Source organism: Parafrankia discariae, assembly GCF_000373365.1.
Taxonomy (GTDB): domain Bacteria; phylum Actinomycetota; class Actinomycetes; order Frankiales; family Frankiaceae; genus Parafrankia; species Parafrankia discariae.
In genome coordinates, this window is the sequence record NZ_KB891222.1 from 41,279 (window position 1) to 60,904 (window position 19,626).

General features: G+C 69.9%; 13 protein-coding genes and 3 pseudogenes. 9 read left to right on the plus strand and 7 right to left on the minus strand.

What is annotated here, in order from left to right; all coding sequences use genetic code 11:
• The first annotated feature begins 247 nt into the window (after positions 1–247).
• Together B056_RS0119350 and B056_RS0119355 are read left to right on the plus strand one after the other, a co-directional pair.
• A complete protein-coding gene (locus tag B056_RS0119350) occupies positions 248–1,456 on the plus strand; it encodes an oxygenase MpaB family protein (protein ID WP_026239884.1) in 1,209 nt (402 codons plus the stop codon).
• Between the two features lie 197 nt (positions 1,457–1,653).
• Entirely contained in the window at positions 1,654–2,559 is a 906-nt protein-coding gene (locus tag B056_RS0119355; RefSeq protein ID WP_018503517.1) for an oxygenase MpaB family protein, read from the plus strand.
• Between the two features lie 19 nt (positions 2,560–2,578).
• Here the strand turns inward: B056_RS0119355 and nifJ are convergent, their stop codons facing one another.
• On the minus strand, positions 2,579–6,148 hold the full coding sequence (nifJ, locus tag B056_RS0119360; RefSeq protein ID WP_018503518.1) for a pyruvate:ferredoxin (flavodoxin) oxidoreductase: 3,570 nt from the start codon (positions 6,146–6,148) through the stop codon (positions 2,579–2,581).
• A 170-nt stretch (positions 6,149–6,318) separates the two neighbouring features.
• A complete protein-coding gene (locus tag B056_RS0119365; protein ID WP_018503519.1) occupies positions 6,319–6,660 on the minus strand; it encodes a histone-like nucleoid-structuring protein Lsr2 in 342 nt (113 codons plus the stop codon).
• A gap of 1,185 nt (positions 6,661–7,845) precedes the next feature.
• On the opposite strand from B056_RS0119365, the gene B056_RS42895 reads away from it, so the two are divergent.
• The 6 genes and pseudogenes from B056_RS42895 to B056_RS37175 all read left to right on the plus strand — a co-directional run bounded on the left by B056_RS42895 (position 7,846) and on the right by B056_RS37175 (position 12,030).
• Positions 7,846–8,205, plus strand: coding sequence for a hypothetical protein (locus B056_RS42895; RefSeq protein ID WP_154677123.1), 360 nt, complete (start codon positions 7,846–7,848; stop codon positions 8,203–8,205).
• 67 nt (positions 8,206–8,272) lie between these two features.
• Positions 8,273–9,763 carry an isoprene monooxygenase oxygenase subunit alpha gene (gene isoA / locus B056_RS0119370; protein ID WP_018503520.1) on the plus strand — a complete coding sequence of 497 codons (1,491 nt, stop codon included), beginning with the start codon at positions 8,273–8,275 and terminating at the stop codon, positions 9,761–9,763.
• A 99-nt stretch (positions 9,764–9,862) separates the two neighbouring features.
• Positions 9,863–10,237 carry a toluene-4-monooxygenase system B family protein gene (locus B056_RS37170; protein WP_018503521.1) on the plus strand — a complete coding sequence of 125 codons (375 nt, stop codon included), beginning with the start codon at positions 9,863–9,865 and terminating at the stop codon, positions 10,235–10,237.
• Entirely contained in the window at positions 10,230–10,583 is a 354-nt protein-coding gene (locus B056_RS0119380; RefSeq protein ID WP_026239885.1) for a Rieske 2Fe-2S domain-containing protein, read from the plus strand. The genes B056_RS37170 and B056_RS0119380 overlap by 8 nt, the downstream gene beginning before the upstream one ends.
• Before the next feature lie 62 nt (positions 10,584–10,645).
• Positions 10,646–10,975 (plus strand): MmoB/DmpM family protein, encoded by a 330-nt coding sequence (locus B056_RS0119385; RefSeq protein WP_026239886.1) that lies wholly within the window; start codon positions 10,646–10,648, stop codon positions 10,973–10,975.
• Positions 10,976–11,228: 253 nt separating this feature from the next.
• Positions 11,229–12,030: pseudogene (locus tag B056_RS37175) on the plus strand (toluene hydroxylase).
• A gap of 32 nt (positions 12,031–12,062) precedes the next feature.
• Here the strand turns inward: B056_RS37175 and B056_RS0119395 are convergent.
• The 5 genes and pseudogenes from B056_RS0119395 to B056_RS46085 form a co-directional block, all read right to left on the minus strand.
• Positions 12,063–13,754 (minus strand): hypothetical protein, encoded by a 1,692-nt coding sequence (locus tag B056_RS0119395; RefSeq protein WP_018503525.1) that lies wholly within the window; start codon positions 13,752–13,754, stop codon positions 12,063–12,065.
• Positions 13,751–17,005, minus strand: a complete 3,255-nt coding sequence (locus B056_RS37180) for a toll/interleukin-1 receptor domain-containing protein (protein ID WP_035752054.1) — start codon at positions 17,003–17,005, stop codon at positions 13,751–13,753. Before B056_RS37180 ends, B056_RS0119395 begins: the two co-directional genes overlap by 4 nt.
• Before the next feature lie 61 nt (positions 17,006–17,066).
• Positions 17,067–18,785, minus strand: a complete 1,719-nt coding sequence (locus B056_RS0119405) for a hypothetical protein (protein WP_018503526.1) — start codon at positions 18,783–18,785, stop codon at positions 17,067–17,069.
• A gap of 162 nt (positions 18,786–18,947) precedes the next feature.
• Positions 18,948–19,136, minus strand: a complete 189-nt coding sequence (locus B056_RS46080; protein ID WP_407672396.1) for a tetratricopeptide repeat protein — start codon at positions 19,134–19,136, stop codon at positions 18,948–18,950.
• Positions 19,128–19,301, minus strand: a pseudogene (locus B056_RS46085) (tetratricopeptide repeat protein); the annotation flags it as partial. The pseudogene B056_RS46085 and the gene B056_RS46080, both read right to left, overlap by 9 nt.
• Positions 19,302–19,392: 91 nt before the next feature.
• Here B056_RS46085 and B056_RS0119415 point away from each other — a divergent pair.
• A pseudogene (locus tag B056_RS0119415) lies at positions 19,393–19,626 on the plus strand (IS5/IS1182 family transposase); the annotation flags it as partial.

Below are 19,626 nucleotides of genomic sequence, written 5' to 3' on the forward strand. Positions count from 1 at the left end.
TTGAATGTTTGCCGCCGCGACGGTTTCATGTGCCGGATCATCGGGTCTTATTAGGTTCCGGGGTGGCTGCAATCGGCGCGGGCAAAAATTGCCGAAAATAAGAGACTTGTTTATTGTCGGGCACATGGATACTCTGATATCCGTCGCCACTCGTCGAGTGAGTGCACCCCTCCTCCGTCGGCGTATGCGCCGATGTTCCGCAACAGGACGTCTTCAGTGCCGTTGCCCTCGGGAAGCAGGTAGGTAAATGAGTAATCTCAACAGGAGAGGCGTCATTTCCTTAGGCGCCGCGCTCGGCCTGGTCGGCATCGCCGACGTGGTTCCGGCCTGGAGTGCTCCGGGCTGGACGTCCGTCGCTGGCGCTGGTACGGGCGCCGACCCCCAGTGGGTCTGGGACGACACCATCGACCGGGCGATGGCCTCCGTCCTCGACAACGGCCAGGTGCCTGCGGTCAACGCGGCCATCGGTCCCTGGGTCAACAACAACCATCCCCTGCCGACTGGTCTGCCGGCGGACGTCACCGCTTTCCTGCAGCAGTCCAACAAGTTGCCGTCGTGGGCCGACGTAAGCCAGCTGCGTCGCGCGGCCGACTTCAACCGGCGCAAGGACACCTATCTGTTCATGCTGTATGGACTGGGCAGCGGAATCATGAGCACGGTTATCCCGCGCGAGGCCAGGTCGGTGTACTGGTCGAAGGGCGGCGCCGACATGCAGGACCGTGCGGCGAAGACCTTCGCCTTCGGCTACGACCTGAGCCAGTTGAACGCCTTCGAGCCGAACGGGCAGTTCATCGTAACCGCTAACAAGACGCGGATGGTGCACGCCGCGGTCCGTCATCTCCTGCCGCAGCTGCCGCAGTGGAAGTCGGGGGCGACCGAGACGATCCCGATCAGCAACGGCGACATCCTCGTCACCTTCCACAGCCTGGGGACGTTCGTGCATTCCAAGCTGAAGGAATGGAAGATCCCGATGTCGACCGCCGATGAGAACGCCTTCCTCCACAGCTGGCAGGTCGCCATCTCGTTGCTCGGCGTGAAGGACGAGTTCATTCCCAAGACGTGGGCCGACGCGCACGCCCAGTCGGCCCAGGTGCTCTCACCGATCCTGCTGCCCACCACCGAGGGCAAGGCGCTCGCCGAGGTCCTGCTCGGGCTCGTCTCGCAGGTCGACCTGGGTGTCACGCGCGGCTTCCTCAACGAGTTCACCCGCTACGTGCTCGGCGACACGGTCGCCAACTGGCTCGGGCTGCCACGTGACCTGGCCTCGGCCGCGATCATCAAGGTCGGCTGGCCGGCGTACATCCTGTTCCGGGAGGGGCTGCTCCCGCTCATGCCGGTCAACTTCTACCTCTTCGACCAGTTGATCCGGGCGGTGGCCATGGCGTTCCTGAACGGGGGCACCTCGACCCAGACCACGCCCATCCAGATCCCCGACATCAACCGCCCCGCGGCCTGACGCCCTTCGCTCGGCGCACGTCGGATGCCCTGCGGCGCGAGGCCCGCAGGGCACCTGATGACGACCGCGTCGCCCCGCGCGGCGGGGCGACGCGTCGCTCGTGTCGTGTCGTGGCGTGGCGCGTCCGAACTGATGGGATCAGCCGGTGGGGAATCGCCGGGCGACGGTGATCCGAACGACGGGACGAGCTGGGCTGAATGTTCACCGACCGGGACAGATGGACGCGCCGGATCCTGGAACTGGATCCGGTGGCCGATCACCACGAGATCTACCGGATCTCCGCGGGGTACGAGTTCCCGTGGGACTACCGCCGGGCACTCGAGTTCGCGCTGTTCCGGACCTACTGCGTCCCGACGATCTCGGCGCTGCTGGAGGCGACGGGTGAGTTCCGGGAGCGGCCGCAGAAGCGTTACGACGACACCGCCCTGCTGATGGGGGAGCTCACCGCCGTCGGTTACGACTCCCCACGCGGCCGCGAGGCGCTGCGGGTCGTCAACCGACTGCACGGACGCTACGCCATCGACAACGACGACCTGCGTTACGTGCTCACCACCTTCATCTACGAGCCGATCGACTGGATCAACGCCCACGGCTGGCGCCGGCTGACCGATCACGAGAGCATCGCCGCGTTCCGGTTCTACCGGGAGATCGGGCTGCGGATGGGTATCCGCGACATTCCCGCCGACTTCGACGTCTTTCACGCCTTCAAACGTGAGTACGAGCGGGAGAACTTCCGGTTCGCCGAGAGCAACCGCAGGATCGGGACGTACACGACCGAGATGCTCGCCGGCTGGTTCCCGGCCCGGCTGCGTCCGGTGGTGCGGGTCGGGGTGCGGTCGCTGCTCGACGAGACCATGCTGAGCGCCTTCGGCTTCGACCCGGCGCCGGCCTGGGTGTGCCGGGCCGCGACGGGTTCGCTGCGGGCCCGTTCCGCCGTGATCCGGCGGCTTCCGCCGCGGCGGCGCATCAAGTTCGCCTGGGATCCCAGGACCCGCACCTACCCCGGCTATCCGGAGGGATACCAGCCGCGGGACCTCGGTGCCCCGCCCCCGCCCGAGGCCCTCGACGAGAAATGGCGGAACCGACCGCTTTCGAGCGGATAGCGCGGGGGAGGCACCCGGATCAGCCGTCCTGACCCGGCCGGCTCTGGGCGGCCTCGTGCTCGTAGCCGCGCCACCGGCCGAGGATGTCGCGTTGCGCGAGGGCCTCCAGCCTGGAGGCCTCCTCGGGGTTGGCCGTGCCGAGCCGGGTGAAGCGGGACTCGGTCGCGGCGAACTCGCTGAACGGGATCGACGGTGCCCGGGAGTCGAGGGAGAACGGCTGTTCCTCCGCCCGCGGGTCGAAGCGGTAGAGCGGCCAGTAGCCGGACCGCACCGCCGCCTTCTGGTGGGCCATGCCGTCGGTCATGTTGATGCCGTGGGCGATGCAGTGGCTGTAGGCGATGATCAGCGACGGGCCGTCCCAGCTGGCCGCCTCGTTGAAGGCCTTCACCGTGTGCGCGTCGTTGGCACCGAGCGCCACCTGCGCGACATACACGTCGCCGTAGGCCGCCGCCACCAGGCCGAGGTCCTTCTTGCGGGTCCGCTTGCCGCCGACCGCGAACTTCGCGACCGCCGCCCGCGGCGTCGACTTCGACGCCTGCCCGCCCGTGTTGGAGTACCCCTCGGTGTCGAGGACGAGCATGTTGACGTCGCGCCCGGAGGCGAGCACGTGGTCGAGGCCGCCGAAGCCGATGTCGTAGGCCCAGCCGTCACCGCCGACGATCCACACGCTCTTCGCGACGAGGTCGTCGAGGAGGGCGTCCAGCCGGTCGGCGTGCTCGTTGCGGGCGGTGTGCCCGTTCCGGGCGGCGGGCCCGGTGCCCGCCAGCCGGCGCCGCAGTTCGGCGACCCGGTCGCGCTGGTCGGCGATGCCGGCCTCGGTCGACTGGTCGGCGTTCAGGATCGCCTCGACGAGCCGGTCGGCGACCAGCGCCCCCGCGGCGGTCCCCTCGGCGCGCAGCAGCCGGCGGGCCTCCCGGGCCCGGGCGTCGAGCGCGAGACGCATGCCCAGCCCGAACTCGGCGTTGTCCTCGAACAGGGAGTTGGCCCAGGCCGGGCCGCGGCCGTCGGCGTTGGCCGTCCACGGTGTGGTGGGCAGGTTCCCGCCGTAGATGGACGAGCAGCCGGTGGCGTTCGCGACCACGATGCGGTCGCCGAACAGCTGGGTGAGCAGTTTCAGGTAGGGCGACTCGCCGCAGCCGGCGCAGGCGCCGGAGAACTCGAACAGCGGCTCCCGCAGCTGTGAGCCACGGACGGTCGCCGCCGGGGCGAGTCGCGGCTCGACCGCCGGCAGGGTCCCGTGGAAGGCCCAGCTGGTCCGCTCCTCGGCGAACCGGGAGGCGGCGTCGACCATGTCGAGCGCGCGGTGGTCGGGCATCTCCCGGCTCTTCGCCGGGCAGGCCTCGACGCAGACCCCGCAGCCGGTGCAGTCGTCCGGCGCGACCTGGATCGTGAGCCGGTACTCGCCGAGCCGGGGGTCCTTCGGACGGGTGTGCCGGAACTCCGGCGGGGCGTCGGCGAGCCGCGCCGGGTCGAACAGGGTCATCCGGATCGCCGCGTGCGGGCAGACGATGGCGCACTTGCCGCAGCTGACGCACAGCTCGGGATCCCAGACCGGGAGCTCGCGGGCGATGCCGCGCTTCTCGTACCGGGCCGTCCCCACCGGGAACGTGCCGTCGACCGGCAGCGCGCTGACCGGGAGCAGGCCCCCCTCGCCGGCCATGATCCGAGCGGTGACCCGCTGGACGAACTCCGGTACGTCGCCGACCAGGCGCCGGCGCGCCGGCCCGGTGACCACGCGGTCACGCAGATCCACCTCGCGCAGCGCGCCCAGCGCCGCGTCCACGGCCGCGGCGTTGCGACGCAGGACCTCCGCCCCGCGCTTGCGCTGGCTGGCGAGGACACCCTCCCGCACCGCGGCGACCGCCTCGGCCGGCTCGAACAGGCCGGACAGCCGCAGGTAGCAGGTCTGCAGCACGGGGCTGACGATGCCGGGTATGCCGGCCGTCGCCGCCACCTGGTCGGCGTCCACGACGAACAGCCGCGCGCCCCGGGCCAGCAGGTGCCGCTGGGCCTGCGCCGGCAGGTGGTCCCACACCTGGTCCGGTGGGTACGAGGTGTTGACCAGGACGGTGGCCCCCTGCCCGGCCACGGCGAGGACGTCGACCCGGTCCAGCAGCGACCACTGGTGGCAGCCGACGAACTGGGCGTCCCGGATCAGCCAGGGCGCGTCCACCGGCCGCGGTGCCAGCCGCAGGTGCGACACCGTCATCGAGCCGGACTTCTTGGAGTCGAACACGAAGTAGGCCTGCGCGTGCAGCGACGTGCGGTCGCCGACGATGCCGGCGGTGGTGCGGGTGGCGCCCACGGTGCCGTCGCTGCCCAGGCCGTAGAACACGGCGCGTCGGACGTCGTCCGGTTCCGGGAAGGCGTCCTCGTCCGCCGGCAGGGACAGGTGCGTGACGTCGTCGTCGATGCCGACGGTCACCTCGCGCCGCGGGTTCTCCCGCGTCAGCTCCTCGAACACCGCCGCCGCCATCGCGGGCGTGAACTCCTTCGACGCGAGGCCGTAACGGGCACCGATCACCCGCGGCATGCGCTCGGGCCGTTCGGCGAGCGCCGCCAGGACGTCGAGCCGCAGCGGCTCGCCGGTCGCGCCCGGCTCCTTCGTCCGGTCGAGGACGGCGATCGAACGCACCGTCGGCGGCAGGCAGGCGAGGAACGCCGCCCCGTCGAAGGGACGGTACAGCCGGACCTGGACGAAGCCGACGCGCTCGCCCCGCCCCACCAGCCGGTCGACCGCGGCACGCACCGCCGACCGGCCCGACCCCATGATCACCGCGACCCGCTCGGCCTCCGGGTGCCCGTGGTACTCGAAGATCCGGTAGGCCCGGCCCGTCGCCGCGGCCAGCTGGTCCATCGCCTGCCGCACGGCCCCCGGGACCGCGGCGTAGTAGGCGTTGGCCGCCTCGCGGGACTGGAAGAACGTGTCGGGATCCTGGGTGGTGCCGCGGATCACCGGGTGGTCCGGGGACAGCGCGCGGCGGCGATGGGCGTCGACGTGGGCGTCGGGCAGCAGGCCGGCCAGCGTCGGGTCGTCGAGCAGCGTGACCTCGTTCAGCTCGTGCGAGGTGCGGAAGCCGTCGAAGAAGTGCAGGAACGGAACACGGGTCTCGAGCGTGGCCGCGTGCGCGACCGCGGCGAGATCGTGCGCCTCCTGCGGGGACGCCGAGCACAGCATGGCGAAGCCGGTCGACCTCGCCGCCATCACGTCGCTGTGGTCACCGAAGATGGACAACGCCTGGGTGGCCACGGTCCGGGCGGCCACGTGGAGCACCATCGGCGTGAGCTCACCGGCGATCTTGAACATGTTGGGCAGCATCAGCAGGAGTCCCTGCGACGCGGTGAAGGTGGTGGACAGCGCACCCGCCTGCAGCGCGCCGTGGACGGCGCCGGCGGCGCCACCCTCGCTCTGCAGCTGGACCACCTCGGGCACCCCGCCCCACAGGTTCGGGCGCCCCCCGGCCGCCCACACGTCGGCGAGCTCGCCCATTCCCGAGGCAGGGGTGATCGGGTAAATGGCGATGACCTCGCTCGCCCGGTAGGCCACCGAAGCGGCCGCCTCGTTGCCGTCGATCGTCTTCTGCCCCATGCAGCCAGACTGCATGGGGCGGAGCCGAAGCGGTGAAGCACGTCGTCCCGTAGGCCCGGGACGTAAATCACGGCCACCCGACTGCCGAATGTCATCAGCGGTCGGGTGATCCGCGCGGCGTCGGCGTGGTGCCGTCGTGGTGCGACCAGCGGTCAGCCTGGACCGGTGTTTCAGTGCGCCTTGTCGAATGCCTCGACGATGTTCGACGCGATACGGCCCCGGTCGCTCACCGTGTAGCCGTTGCTGCGGGCCCACTCGCGGATGTCGGCGGTGCGGTCGGTTCCCGCGGGACGCGCCGAGCCGGTGCGCGGGCCGCGCCGCCCGCCGCTCGAACGGGCACCGGACCGGCGGCCCGCCGAAACGAACGCGGCCAGGGACTCCCGCAGTTTCGTGGCGTTCGTCTCGGACAGGTCGATCTCGTAGTGGGCGCCGTCCAGCCCGAACCGGACGGTCTCGTCAGCTGTCTCCCCGCTGAGGTCGTCGATCAGCGAGACGATGGTCTTCTGCGCCATGGATATTCCCCGTTCATACTCGCGGACCGTGTATCCGCGAGGTATTCGTACCGTATCGCGTGACCGTCCGGACGTGGTCGCCGCGGCCACCGGTATTGGCCGGACATGACTGGAAGGCTTACCCATAGGGGCACTACATCCGGCTTGTGGCCCACCCTTGGGTGACCCCACGGGGCAATTTCCTGCCACTCGTGCCGCTCTTGCCGCCCTCGCGACCGGCTCTTCGTCCCGGTGGACATGTCGGCACGGGCGGGACCCCGGGTGGGCGAGAAGTCCGCCCGGCGGTGAGTTCTGCCCGGCCGGCGAGGGCCGATGGCGCTGCGCCCGTGTCTGAGAGTGCCGTTCATGTCGCGGATACCGTCCCGTGGTCCGGGGATGGTCCTGATGCTTTTCGCCCTCGACGTCCGTTGTCGGGCGCTGTGCGCACGGATGGAGAAGTGTGGCCGGCGGCAGCGCCCACGATGCCGGGACGCCTCGCCCTACTTCCCGACAACTCCGACCGGGCTTCGCCGACAGCCTCGCCGGCACGGGCGCCAGGCTGACGGTCGCGATCGAGGCGGGCGAGGAGAACACCGGATCGGTGTGATCGGAATCCTCGTCGACGGGACGCGGCAGGCCTGGAAAGCCTGGGCGAGGCTGCTCGATCTGTCGCTGGTGGGCGCGATCGAGGGTGGGGCCCAGGGGGCGGGCCGCTCAAGCCGTGGACCAGCGGGAACGGCGCATCGCACCCGCTCTGGATAGGCGGCCAGCACAAGAGGTCCACTCAGTTCGCCCGGAACATCTGGACATCGGCCAGCGACGGCTCCGATCATCTCGGGGATGGTTCCGACCGTGCCGGGGACTGCGCCCGTGACAGCGCCCCCGATATCGAGCTCGGTATCGCCGAGGTACGACGCGATGAGCGTCGTCGGGCAGACCGACTTCCTCCCCGCCGCCGGGAGATGTGTGGCCGTGAGGATGTGTGGCCGGTGAGTGAGTCCCGGCTGTCCCTCAGCCGCCACGGTTCCGCGGCGCCGGGCCGGGAGGCCCGGTAGGGCGAGGTGCCTGGCTGTGCCTCGTGGCGGTGGCGAGCGCCAACCCCACCGCACAGACCCTTTCCGGGGTTATGCCGTTACGCTTGATTCGGCGCCGCCAGCAGGCGCGCCTCACCCCGGATCGGTTCGCCGCCGCGTCCTGTCGAGCTGGGTGGGGGAGTCCGTCCTGCTCGACTGTGGTCGTGTACAGGACATCGGCCGCGAAGTGCTCCACTTCGATGGATATAGCACGGCAATGTGGAGCGATGTTCCCGAAGTCGGCGAGTGCCACGCGCCGGTGCGCCGCGCGCTGGGCCTGCCTCCCGCACTACAACCCCCTGGCCTAACCTCGCCGGCTCGAAACCTGCCGGTGTCGGAGTTCGCCGGGTTCCGGTTACCTGCCGCGCCGGTCGGCTTCGGGGAACGCCGGTCAGTAGCCGGGCGGCGCGTCTACGATCCGTTGATCCAGGCGCTTTCGCCGCGCGGTCTGCTCGGTTACACCGACAGCTCTGTGCTGCGAGTCAAGCGGTGACCAGGCGCCGGGTGGGTCGTGCTCCGGGCGGCCCGGAGGCTGTTGTTCACCTGGAAGGACCGCGTCGATGCTGCTGAATCGTGACGATTGGTACGACACTTCGCGTGACCTCGAATGGACCCTGTCCTACGTCGATCCCGAGGTGGCTTTCCCGGCCCGCTGGTCGGGTGCCCAGGGCATCCCGGCCGAGGCCTGGCAGGCGTGGGATGAGCCGTTCCGGGTCTCCTACCGTGACTATGTCCGGATCCAGCGGGAGAAGGAGGCCGGTGTCAGGGCGGTCAGCGACACGCTGCTCCGGTCCGGCACCTACGAAAAGCTCGACCCGGCGCACGTCGCCGCCTCCCAGCTGCACATGGGCACCACCTGCATGGTGGAGAACATGGCGGTCACGATGCAGAGTCGCTTCTGTCGGTTCGCGCCCACACCCCGGTGGCGCAACCTCGGCGTCTTCGGCATGCTCGACGAGACCCGCCATACCCAGCTCGACCTGCGCTTCGCCCACGACCTGCTCCGGCACGACCCGCGGTTCGACTGGGCGCAGAAGGCGTTTCACACCAACGAGTGGGGCGTGCTGGCGGTCAAGAACTTCTTCGACGACACGATGCTCAACGCGGACTGCGTCGAGGCGGCGCTCGCGACCAGCCTGACCGTGGAACACAGGTTCACCAACATCCAGTTCGTCGCCCTGGCCGCCGACGCGATGGCGGCCGGTGACATCAACTGGTCGAACCTGCTGTCCTCGATCCAGACCGACGAGGCCCGGCACGCGCAGCAGGGCTTCCCGACGCTGGCCGTGCTCATGGAGCACGACCCCGAGCGGGCCCAGCGGGCACTCGACGTGGCCTTCTGGCGGTCGACCAGGCTGTTCCAGACCCTGACCGGCCCGGCGATGGACTACTACACGCCACTCGACCAGCGAAAGATGTCATTCCGGGAGTTCATGCTCGAGTGGGTCGTGAACCATCACGAGCGGATTCTCGAGGACTACGGCCTCAAGAAACCCTGGTACTGGGACGACTTCCTGCACTCGCTGGAGAACGGCCATCACGCCATGCACATCGGGACGTGGTTCTGGCGGCCGACGCTGTTCTGGAAACCCAACGCCGGGGTCTCGAAGGACGAACGGGCGTGGCTGAACGAGAAGTACCCCACCTGGGAGGAGAACTGGGGCGTTCTGTGGGACGAGATCATCAGGAACGTCAACGAGAACGCGATCGAAAAGACGCTGCCGGAGACCCTGCCCTCGCTGTGCAACCTGACCCAGCTGCCGCTCGGCTCCGCCTCCTCCCGACATGATCTGGCCCCGCACCAGCTGGTCTACCAGGGGCGTCTTTACCATTTCGACCACGCGGTCTCGCAGTGGTGCTTCGAGCAGGACCCGGAACGGTACGCCGGGCACCAGAACATCATCGACCGGTTCATCGACGGCCAGATCCTGCCGCCCGACCTCACCGGCGGGCTGGCGTACATGGGGATCACCCCCGAGGTCATGGGCGAGGACGTCTACCACTACTCCTGGGCGAAGGATTACGCCGAAGCCGACGCCGAAGTCGACTGACCTGGTTTCCCGCGCCAGGCAGGGAGGGCCGGTGAAAGAGGACCGGTGAGAGGCGCGCCAGGAAGCCAGCCGTCCGCCAGAATTCGAAGGAGAGTCCGCATGGCACCGTTCCCGATCACCGGCCGGTTCGTCGGCGACTTCGTCCCGCATCTCGTCGCCGTCGACACCGAGGACACCGTGGCCGAGGTGGCCAGGAAGGTGGCGGTGCACAGCGTCGGGCGTCGCGTCGCCCGGCCCGCCGGCGAGCCCGGCTACGAGGTGCTGCTCGACGACCGGGTCCTCGACCCGGCCCTGACCTTCGGTCAGGTTCTCGCCGAGCACGGGTTCCCGCCCCTGCGGTGGTTCGACGTACGGTTCCGCGCGGAGCCGGACCGCACGACCGCCGGGCCCGACCGCACGACCGCCGGACCGGCGCTCCCGGCCGCCGGGCCCGACCTCCCCGGTGCCGTCCCGGGGCGGCCCGCCGATGCCTGAGCCGGACGACGGCTTCGTCGACCTGGTCGAGGCCGAAAGCCTCTGGGACGGCGAGATGGAGGCGTTCGACGTCGGTCCCGACGAGGTGCTGCTGCTCAAGGTCGACGGAGGGATCCGGGCCTACGACGGCACCTGCCCGCACCAGGGTGTCTCCCTCGTGGAGGGCGAGCTGGAGAACGGCGTGCTGACCTGCCGCGCCCACGAGTGGCAGTTCGACGCGCGCACCGGTGCGGGCCTCAACCCCAGGGACAACCACCTGACCCGGCACGACGTGCGGATCGACGGGGCCGGCGTGGTCCAGGTCCGGCTCTGCTCCCGGGCCCGCCACGCCACGCAGCCGTCCTGACCGTCCCAGCCGTTCGGCGGTCCCGGCCGCCCCAGCCGTCCCTGCGACAGATTGGCCCGTAGATGGCGATACTCGTGATGACGCCCGACGCCGAAGCCTCGGAGGATCTCGTCGGCCCGGTGATCCGGGCCGGCAACCTCGCCGAGGCGGTCATCGAGGCGGTCGCCCTCGACAATCCCGACTCCGACGTCCTCGTCCTCGACCGGGACGACTACGTCCGCGTCCACACGCTCGGGACGTGTCGCCTGACCCAGGCCAGCCTCCAGGCGTGTCTCGGTCAGCCCTGCCGGCTCGTCGAACTCGAGATCGACATGCCGTCGTTCCGGGGCAGGCTGCGGACCCGGGACGACGAGTACCTGTGGTTCTACCGTCAGCGCGGCGCCGGTTCCTGAGGAGATCACCATGGCGAGAGCCAAAGCCACCCCGCGGTCGCGGCAGCGCGCTCTGCGGACCTGGAGCGCCTTCGGGAACCTCGGCCGGCGGCCGACCGAATACGAGATCCTGACGCACGGCCTCAACCACACCACCGGACCCGTGCCGCTGGAGCTGGGCCCGGACGTCCACGGCAACGTCTGGCTGCGCGAGCACCGGGACACGACGAAGCTCCGCTGCGCGGACTGGAACGCCTTCCGTGACCCGGACACGATGACCTACGGCAGGTACGTCAGCCGGCAGGACGACCAGGAGACCTATGTCGAGGGCCTGCTGGAGCGGTTCGACCGGGAGGACCACGACGCGCGGTTGCCGCCCGCGGCCGTCTCGCTGCTGCGGCGGGCCCTGACCCCGAGCCGCTATCTGGCGCACGGCCAGCAGATGCTCTCCGCCTACCAGCAGCTACGTCGCGAACTGCGCCGCGTTCCAGACGGCGGACCAGCTGCGCCGGGTGCAGCTCACCGCGTACCGCACGACCCAGCTGCGGGCGGCCCACGGGGAGGCCGGCTTCGCGACGGGGGAACGTCAGGACTGGGAGGGCACCGCGGACTGGCAGCCGATCCGCCGCGCGGTCGAGCTCGCCCTCGTGGAGTTCGACTGGGACCGCGCCTTCGTCGTCGCCAACCTGGTCGTGAAACCGGTCGCCGACCTGCTGACGCTCAGCGAGCTCAGCACCCAGTGCGCCGAGAGCGGCGCCAGGCTGGACGCGCTGATCCTGGAGAACCTGTGGACCGACAGCGAGCGCGGCCAACGCTGGACGGCCGCGCTGACCCGGTTCCTGCTCGCCGACGAGGCCAACCGGGCGGTGCTGCGGGACTACCTGGACGAGTTCACCCCGCTGGGCGAGGCCATGGCCGACTCCGGGGGCCGGCTGCTGGCCACCGGCAGTGGACGCACGGCCGCGGGCATCTCGGCGGCCGTGCGCGCCCGATGGGCAGGTTTCCTCGACGACGCCGGCCTGACCACCACCGGCGGACTGTCCTCGGGGCAGCCGGATGGGTCGGGCGGTGCCTGATCGCCGTGACCGTAGTTCTGCTGCTCCTGGATTCACACGTAAGCCTTCAGGTCGAAGATGAATTCCTCGCTCATGAGGTGGCTAAGTGACGCCTCGGCCAGCATCCGGTCGCCGAGTACGATGTGAGGATCTTCCGTGGAGCCTGGGAGATGCTGTTCCAGGAAACGTGCGAGTGCGTCTGCGGTGGTAACGCTGCACGGCAGATAGAAAGGGAATTCTACCGTCTCCAGGCGAAAAGCGAAAAGTGCGCACGGATTCCCGCGTTCATCCGTTACGGAGGCGCTGACATAGGAGACGTGTATGTTTTCCGACCGCCATATCATGAAGTTCTCGAACGGGGACAGGTCCAGCAGGCCGGAGACTCCTGTCCGGCGTAGTACCGGATACCATCTCCTGCGCCAGTCTCGGTCGGCGAGACTGGCCATCGAGATGTTTGTCAGTGTTCGCACGTTCTTTTTCTGCCGATCGATGAGTTCCCGGGCCTGTGCCGGGTCGTCCAGCGCGACGAGAGCTATTCCGTCCGGGTCGAGGTGACGCGCGTTCACGGTGCGGACGGTAACTATGTTGCGACTCCCGAGGTGACGGATGGCGGCTTGGTCGTCGTCGCTGAAGCCGAACTGGTCCAGGAGACGGAAAGCGGGGCGTACAGCCAGAAAGAGATGACTCAGGTCGCCGGGCCCCGAGGCGAGCCACGCGTGGTCCGCGGGTGACAGGTCACCGTACCGCCGTAGGATCGCTGGACGGGGCCGGTCCCGGATCTGTAAGCGTTCCTGACCGAAAACGGGATAGACAAGGTTCTCGGTCGGCATGTCGTCGGTGGCCGGCCGGAAGGCTCCCGCGACCTCGGGCGCGTACGCTTCCAGTGTTGCTACAGCCGGCGCGGTGAGCTCCTGGTGGCCGTCGTAGGAGAGCGACGGGGAGCCGACGGCCGCCAGCATGTCGGAGAACCAGGCATAGAGCCGTTCGATGATGCGGGCCCATTCGCGTTCGTGATCCGGGGCGAAGGTCTCTTCTCGTAGTCCCGGATCTGTCGCGGCCGAAACCAGGAGATCCCAGCCCGACAGTCCGGACATGCGTTCGTCCAGTTCGGCCAGCAGATGGCCTCGCCGTGTGGATTCCACCCGCTCCCGCAACACCGCCATGCGCAGATCCGGCGCGTACCCGGCGTCGTTGGCCAGGGGCGGCGGATTCCGGAAGCCCCGTTCGAGCAGCGGCGCCAGCACGCCACTCTGCATGCTGCATCGCGCCGCGGCGTCGAGGGCGAACTCCTTGAGCCGGCTGTGGTCTGCGACGGGAAGTATGTCGCTGGCCTTCAGATACCAGGCCCGATACCGTGGATACCCGGCGAGGAGCTGCATGTCCCCGCCGCCCACGAGCCAGAGACTCTGGAAGGTCGCATATCCCTCGTGGGTGTCTCGGCAGGCTCGGACGAGCTGTTGCAGCGCGGCGCGGTGCTCGGCGGGCCGGGCGTGGGTGAGCGCTCCGTAGAGGTAAAGCGCGACGCCGAAGGCTGTGCAGTCGTTGAGTCCCACGTGCAACGACTCATGGGCGGTGAGCATCCGGCCGGCCGCGGAATCTGCGAGCACACCGTTGTGGGCGATGAGGAAGGCGTCGTAGTTGTTGAACGCGCCGCGCCCGGTTCCGCTCGCACCGCGCAGCGTGAGCTGCAGCAGGTGGTCATCCGAAATGGAATCCGCTCCTGCCGTTCTTCCGTTCCGCCTCACCCGGGCGCCCCTGCCGGGCGCCCGCCACCGGCGGCGGGTCCACCGGGACGCCGATCCGCCGGGCTCAGGGGGAACCAGGCACCCGGTTCCGCCACGCCGCGCAGGTGTGTGAGGAGGTCGGCGAAATCCTCCTCGTTGGTCCGTGCGCGGAGGCGGTCTGGAAGCATCCCGTGACAGGAGCCCGGATCGCCCTCACGATACGGGGGCCGGAGGCAGGCGTGCAGGGCGTACCCGCCCGTCACCGTGCTCCGCGCCTCGATGTCCACGAGCTCGCCGACCAGGCGCCACACCCAGCGGACCGACACCCCGACGCCCAGCCGCTCGACCATCAGGACCGCGGCGAGCGCGTTCATCAGCTCGGGCCGGGTGGCCACCCGGGACAGGTCTAGACACCACTCGCCAGGACGCATCTTCAGTTCTTCCGGATCAGCGTCGCCGTCTTCGTCCCACACCGGGACGCAGCCGTCGATGACCGTGTCGAGGAACTGGCCCTGGCAGCTGCCGTCACCGCCGACCAGGTCGTAAAGCACGGCCACATCCGCCGCGGTGAGCTGGCCCTCCACGGCGTGGGCCTCGGAGTGAGCCTGCGTCGACGAGCCGGGGTCAGCCGGGAGCACTGCCGATGTGCTCGCGAGCGGGGCCAGCTCCGGTAAAAACCCATCGGGCCGTGTCGAGGCCAGCCGGCGCAGTACGGCGACGGCTTCGGACCTCGCCGCCTCGTCGTCGGCGGAGAGACGGTGGTGAGGCAGGAGGGCGGCCTGCGCGGCGAGTGCCCCGGCCAGGGCGGGCAGGTGCCGGTCCGGACGGCGGGGTGCCAGGTCCCGAAAGATCTTCGTCGCCCGCGCGTACGCGGCGAGCGCCTCGCTGTATAGCCCCTGCGCCGACAGGCAGCCGCCATAGGTCACCAGAGACAGCCCCAGATAGGACTGATATCGATTGGGCTGGTCAGCGGCCACGGCCTCGAACATTTTCGTGGACTTCTCGGCCGCCTGGAGTGCATAGGCGGACTGACCGGCGCGACGCAGCCGAACAGCCAGGTCGTTGAGCGCCCCGGCGAGGCCCGGGGCCGCGTTGTCGATCCGGACGAGCCGGCGCCAGGCGTCGACCGCCGACCTGGCGTCCTCGAGTGCCTCCTTGTGCCGGCCCAGATCACCGAGCACGCTGGCGCGGGTGCGCGCGGCCTCGGCGTAGGCGCGGTCGGAGACGCGCGGATCCTTGTCGGGCTGGTCGTGGCACAGCTGCACCGCCTCGGTCGCGGGTCCGAGTGCCCGGTATGGATCGCCGGCGCGCGCCAGCCCGGACGCCTGGCGCCGGAGCAACTCGGCCCGTGCTGTCGGGGCCATGGATGTTCCTGCCGGGCCCGCGCGGAGTTCGTCCTCGATGAGGCGTAGTGACAGAGCGGCCAAAGCCACGGTGGAGTCCGGGAGTACCTGTAGCGCGGCTCGCCGCGTGGTGTCGTCGACGTCCACGGCTACCGTCTCCAGCACGCGGACGAACGGGGTGGGGTCAAGCAGACCGTGCGCCGTGTCGATCCCGAGCGGGAAGCATCTCGTCAGGTCAGCTCGGACCATCACCTCGAGAATGCCGCTGAGGGCCGGCTCGCGGCTGCTGCCGTGGCCGAGCACCGCGAGTGCCCGCTGGAGCTGCCGGTCCGTGCGGGTTGCGATGATCGACGTCACGGTCTCGGTGGACAGAGGGCCGGTCATCGCGAGGTGGTGTTCGGCCAGTGGGGCCGGGCGCAGAGGCTCGAGGCCCGTGGGTCCGCCATACAGGAGGAACAGCCAGGTGACGTACCGCCGTACGACGTCTTCGGGATGATCGCGGAAGGTTGGAAGGCCCGCCAGCAGGCGCGTCGCCTCCTGCTCGTCGTCCGCGCCGAACAGGGCGGCGGCAGTGACGACCTGATCGAGTCTGGCACGGTGTGGATCGGGAAGCGGGAACTCGGTCGCGGTGTCCGTCCAGTAGCGGCGTTCATGATGCAGCAGCCTGGCCACCGGGCTCGGTCCGCTTCGCCGCGCGCCAGCCGGACTCGCCGCGTGGGGCGTGCGGGTGACGGTGGCTTCGCCGTCAGGAGCACGGCTGTCGGGGACGCTGCTGTCGAGTACCTGGGCGAGGGCCGCGACGTGTATGTCCAGGAGACGTTCGTACCTCCAGGAGCCCAGGTCGGCCGGCGGGTCGGGAAGCGGGTCGGAGGCTTTCCCCGGCGGGGCGAGCCGACGGGCGAACTCGAACCTGGCCCGGGTGAACTCCCGCTCGCGGCGGGAGCAGGACAGCTCGTGGCGTGACAGGCGCTGTTCGGTCATGGCCGCGAACAGCGCGCTGACCGTGTCGTCCCGATCCGCGCACAGTTTGTCCAGCAAGGCACCCGGTGAACGGGCCGTCAACAGCAACCGAGTCCTCGTGGACGCCGGGCGTCGCCACACGAGCTCTCTGGCCAGCATCAGCGTCCGTGGGACCAGCACATCCGCCGGGTCGACCACGATCAGCAGCGGGACGTCGATCTCCAAGGCCCGAGCCATGGCCCCCGGTGGGGCATCCTCCGCCAACAGCCAGGCCATCCAGCCGGCCTTCCAGAGCCGGTGGCACGTCTCCCTCGCCAGGCGCGTCTTGCCGAGGCCAGCCGCCCCGGTCAGGAGCCTGGCGGCAAGCGGTGGCTCCTCGTGCGCCCACGCCTCGAGGGCTTCGCGCTCGCCGTCCTGCTCCTCGAAGGGGACGGCGCCGTACTCCGGGCGAAGCAGGGCACTGGGCAGATGGGACCTGACCAATGGGGGCGGTACGAGTACGGGTGAGCTCAGCGCCCGGCTGGCGGCGAGCACCGGAGCCTGCCGCAGGACCGCTCGGACGACGGACGCCGCGTCGGTATCGATGCTCCGGCGCCGGATGCCGGTCCGCTGTGGCCGCCGCAGGTCGACGATGTCCGGTGGCAGTTCGGCTCGCGCTGGCATCGCCGTCCCATCGACAAGTACGGGGATCACCACCACCCGGCGCGTCAGCGCGATGGCGATCTCCCGCCGCACCCAGTCGCCGTCCTCCCACGGACTTTCCGGGAGCCAGTCCGGGCCGATCACGGCCAGTAGGACCTCGCACGAACGGAGTGCCGCCAGCGCCTCCTCGTCGAACCGGTCACCAGGCTGGACCGATCGGCGTGACCTGAACACCGCCGCCGCGCCGAAAGCGCCCGCGAGCAGTTCGTCGAGATAGGCCGCTGTGTAGACGCCGGCGGTGTCCTTCGAGCGGTAGCTGATGAACACGTGCGGACCCGTCGATCCCGGTGCGCGACGTGTCGGCGCAGGTGCGGACCCGGGGGGTCCGTCAGACGTGGTCACGGGGCGACTGCCTCCGCCGCGTCGGTGGGCGGGCATCAGCCAGCGCGGCGAGATCGAAGAACGCCTCGGTCGCGAGCAGGTGGATGAGGACCACCTGCAACGGCCCGACAGCCGCGGACCAGTCGGCGCCGGTCATCCGCAGGTCGACGTCGCGCATGGCGGCCAGCTGGGAGGTGAGCAGCTCGACACCCAGGTCATCGGCGACGGCGAGCCATACGGTGGGTTCGCCCGCGAGCGCCAGCGCGAGTCCTCGCCAGGTCGCCTCCGGCCCGGGAAGATCCAGGTACAGGCCGTGCAGGACGGCGCCCGGGGCACTCCAGCCCCTGGCGAACGTGTCCAGGCCGGTGTCCAGCAGGATGGTCAGCGCACCGATCCGGCTCAGCGCGGGCAGCCAGCGGGCCCGCCAGGACTCGTCGAGCAGGCAGCTTGAAGTGATCGAGGAAATCACCGGTCCGCGTCCGCCCCACTGCTCGACAAGACGCTGCAGCACCGTCGGTGACGGGAGCCGGATGTGCCACACGGTGTCGCGTTCCTCACCGGAGCCGTCGTCGGCGACGGACCGGATCCAGACGGTGGGTCCTGCTCCGTGGGCGTTGAGGCGTTCTCGGTCGGAGTCGCCGAGGTCGTATCCGTCGTGTACGCGCCGGGGCAGGCGGCAGCTGACGACCAGGGTGGGGGTGCCCGCGATCCGGCAGGTCGCGTCCACGACCCGGACCACCTCGTCCACCTCGACGTCGGTGCCGATGGCCAGTAGCCGGGCCGGCCGGGGGCCGCCGGCAACCCAGTGCCGCCCCTGGCGGCTGATCGCGGCGAGCATCACTGCGTCGTTCACTCCGGAGCTGCCCGGTGGCATCGCCGCCAGGTCGAAGCCGGTGTCGCGGGACCGCACGAGTGCCGTGAGCTCCGCCACCTGCTCGAGATGATCGTTCGGGGGAACGACTGTGGCGCCGGCGTCGCGGAGGCGGTCGGCGAGCCCGTCGAACACGGTGCGCTCCCACAGCGCCCATTCCGCGTCGAAGTCGAGGGGCGAGCCCGGCCGGTCCTCGCCGTCCGCGGCGAGCGCGTCGGGGCCGAACCTGTCGGTGACCGCGCGGTCCGCGGCCTTCGCCAGGCTCCCGAGCCCGAACCGGGACTCGTCGCGCAGGACACGCGCCCAACGGCCTTCGGGGATGTCGATCTGGCGAAGCAGCGCCAGGTCGACGTCCCCGTCCGGCCAGGCGTTGATGAGCCGGTCGAGCACCGGTGTCTGCATGCACACCAGGGCCAGCGCGGTCAGGGCGAGCGCCCGCCGGTGCGGCCCGCCGGTCTCTGCGACGACGCCGGCCGCAGTATCCCGATAGTGCCGGTACGCGGGGAAGGGCGGGAGGGCGTCCACGACGTCAGGGTGGCGTATCCGGACGATGTCGGTGCTCATGAACGTGGCGAAACATTCGTGCGGGGTCCCGCAGGCGTCGACCAGCGAGCGCAGCACCGACCGACGCCACGGCGGAACGCGGATCGCGAAGTGCATGGCTGCACCCCACGCCGTCTCGTCGTTCAGGATGGCGTGCTGTGCCTCGTGGACGTGCACCAGGCGGTCAATGGCCGTGTCGCCCCGGGCGAGCCGCAGGTCGAAGCCGCCGGGAAGGTAGTAGCCCGCGCTTTCCGAACGGTCGGCGAAAAACATGTGGGCCAGATGTTCGTCGTCCCACGCCTCACGGGTCACGCCACGATGGTGCCTGTCCTGGGCCGGTCTGCCCAGCGGTTTCGGCCATTTCGTGTCGGCGCGGCCGGCCTGTTGTGCTGTCGGGGAGGTTCTGCCGCCGTGCTGCGCGGACGACGGTCCGGTTCCGCCGCGCTTCAGCAAGGATGGCCTCATCTGATGGATTCAAATATTTTCTGTACTAGTGGAAGTTGACTCGTGTAATTTTCGCTCAGTTCGCAGAGTCTCCGGATGATGAGCACCGAGGACGCGCCGGCGCCGCTCGAGCGTGTCACTCCAGAGCACCCGGGCCTCGTCTCGTTTACCCAGCGCGTGGGCGTCCCGGGCCAGGTTGTGGGCGACATGAAGAGCCATCGGATGGTCGGAGCCGAGCGCTCGGGCAAGCCTGCGCAGGGTGTCCCCGTGTACCTGATGGGCAGTCGTCACCTCACCCAGGCGATACAGATCGAGCCCGAGGCTGTTCGCCACCCGGAGGGTGCTCGGGTGATCGGGTCCGAGTACCCGCCGGGACCGGTATAGCGTCTCCTCGTGTAGTTCCCGTGCTGCCCGGTAAAGGCTGTTTCGTAACCCGGATGCCGGGCCTCGGGGCTGCCTGGTAGATCATGTTGGGGTGCAGGTCATCTCCGCCGCCGACCCTCAGTGGATCTTCCCGTTCACCGGGTTGAAGCCGACCCAGTTCCGCCGACTGGTCCGTCTCGTCGCCCAGCGCGGCGGGGACCGGATCGCCGACGGGCGGCCGGGACGGCCGTGGGCGTTGCCTCTGCCGGACCGGGTGCTGCTGGTCGCGGCCTACTGGCGCACGAACCTGACCCTGCGCCAGATCGCCCCCGCTGTTCGGGGTGTC

Bases quoted from the DNA above. Each gene is read 5' to 3' on its own strand.
- B056_RS0119355 (WP_018503517.1), top strand. From the start codon at position 1,654: ATGTTCACCGACCGGGACAGATGGACGCGCCGGATCCTGGAACTGGAT.
- B056_RS0119385 (WP_026239886.1), top strand. From the start codon at position 10,646: ATGGCGATACTCGTGATGACGCCCGACGCCGAAGCCTCGGAGGATCTC.
- B056_RS0119350 (WP_026239884.1), top strand. From the start codon at position 248: ATGAGTAATCTCAACAGGAGAGGCGTCATTTCCTTAGGCGCCGCGCTC.
- isoA (WP_018503520.1), top strand. From the start codon at position 8,273: ATGCTGCTGAATCGTGACGATTGGTACGACACTTCGCGTGACCTCGAA.
- B056_RS0119380 (WP_026239885.1), top strand. From the start codon at position 10,230: ATGCCTGAGCCGGACGACGGCTTCGTCGACCTGGTCGAGGCCGAAAGC.
- B056_RS37170 (WP_018503521.1), top strand. From the start codon at position 9,863: ATGGCACCGTTCCCGATCACCGGCCGGTTCGTCGGCGACTTCGTCCCG.
- B056_RS0119365 (WP_018503519.1), bottom strand. From the start codon at position 6,660: ATGGCGCAGAAGACCATCGTCTCGCTGATCGACGACCTCAGCGGGGAG.
- B056_RS46080 (WP_407672396.1), bottom strand. From the start codon at position 19,136: ATGGCTCTTCATGTCGCCCACAACCTGGCCCGGGACGCCCACGCGCTG.
- nifJ (WP_018503518.1), bottom strand. From the start codon at position 6,148: ATGGGGCAGAAGACGATCGACGGCAACGAGGCGGCCGCTTCGGTGGCC.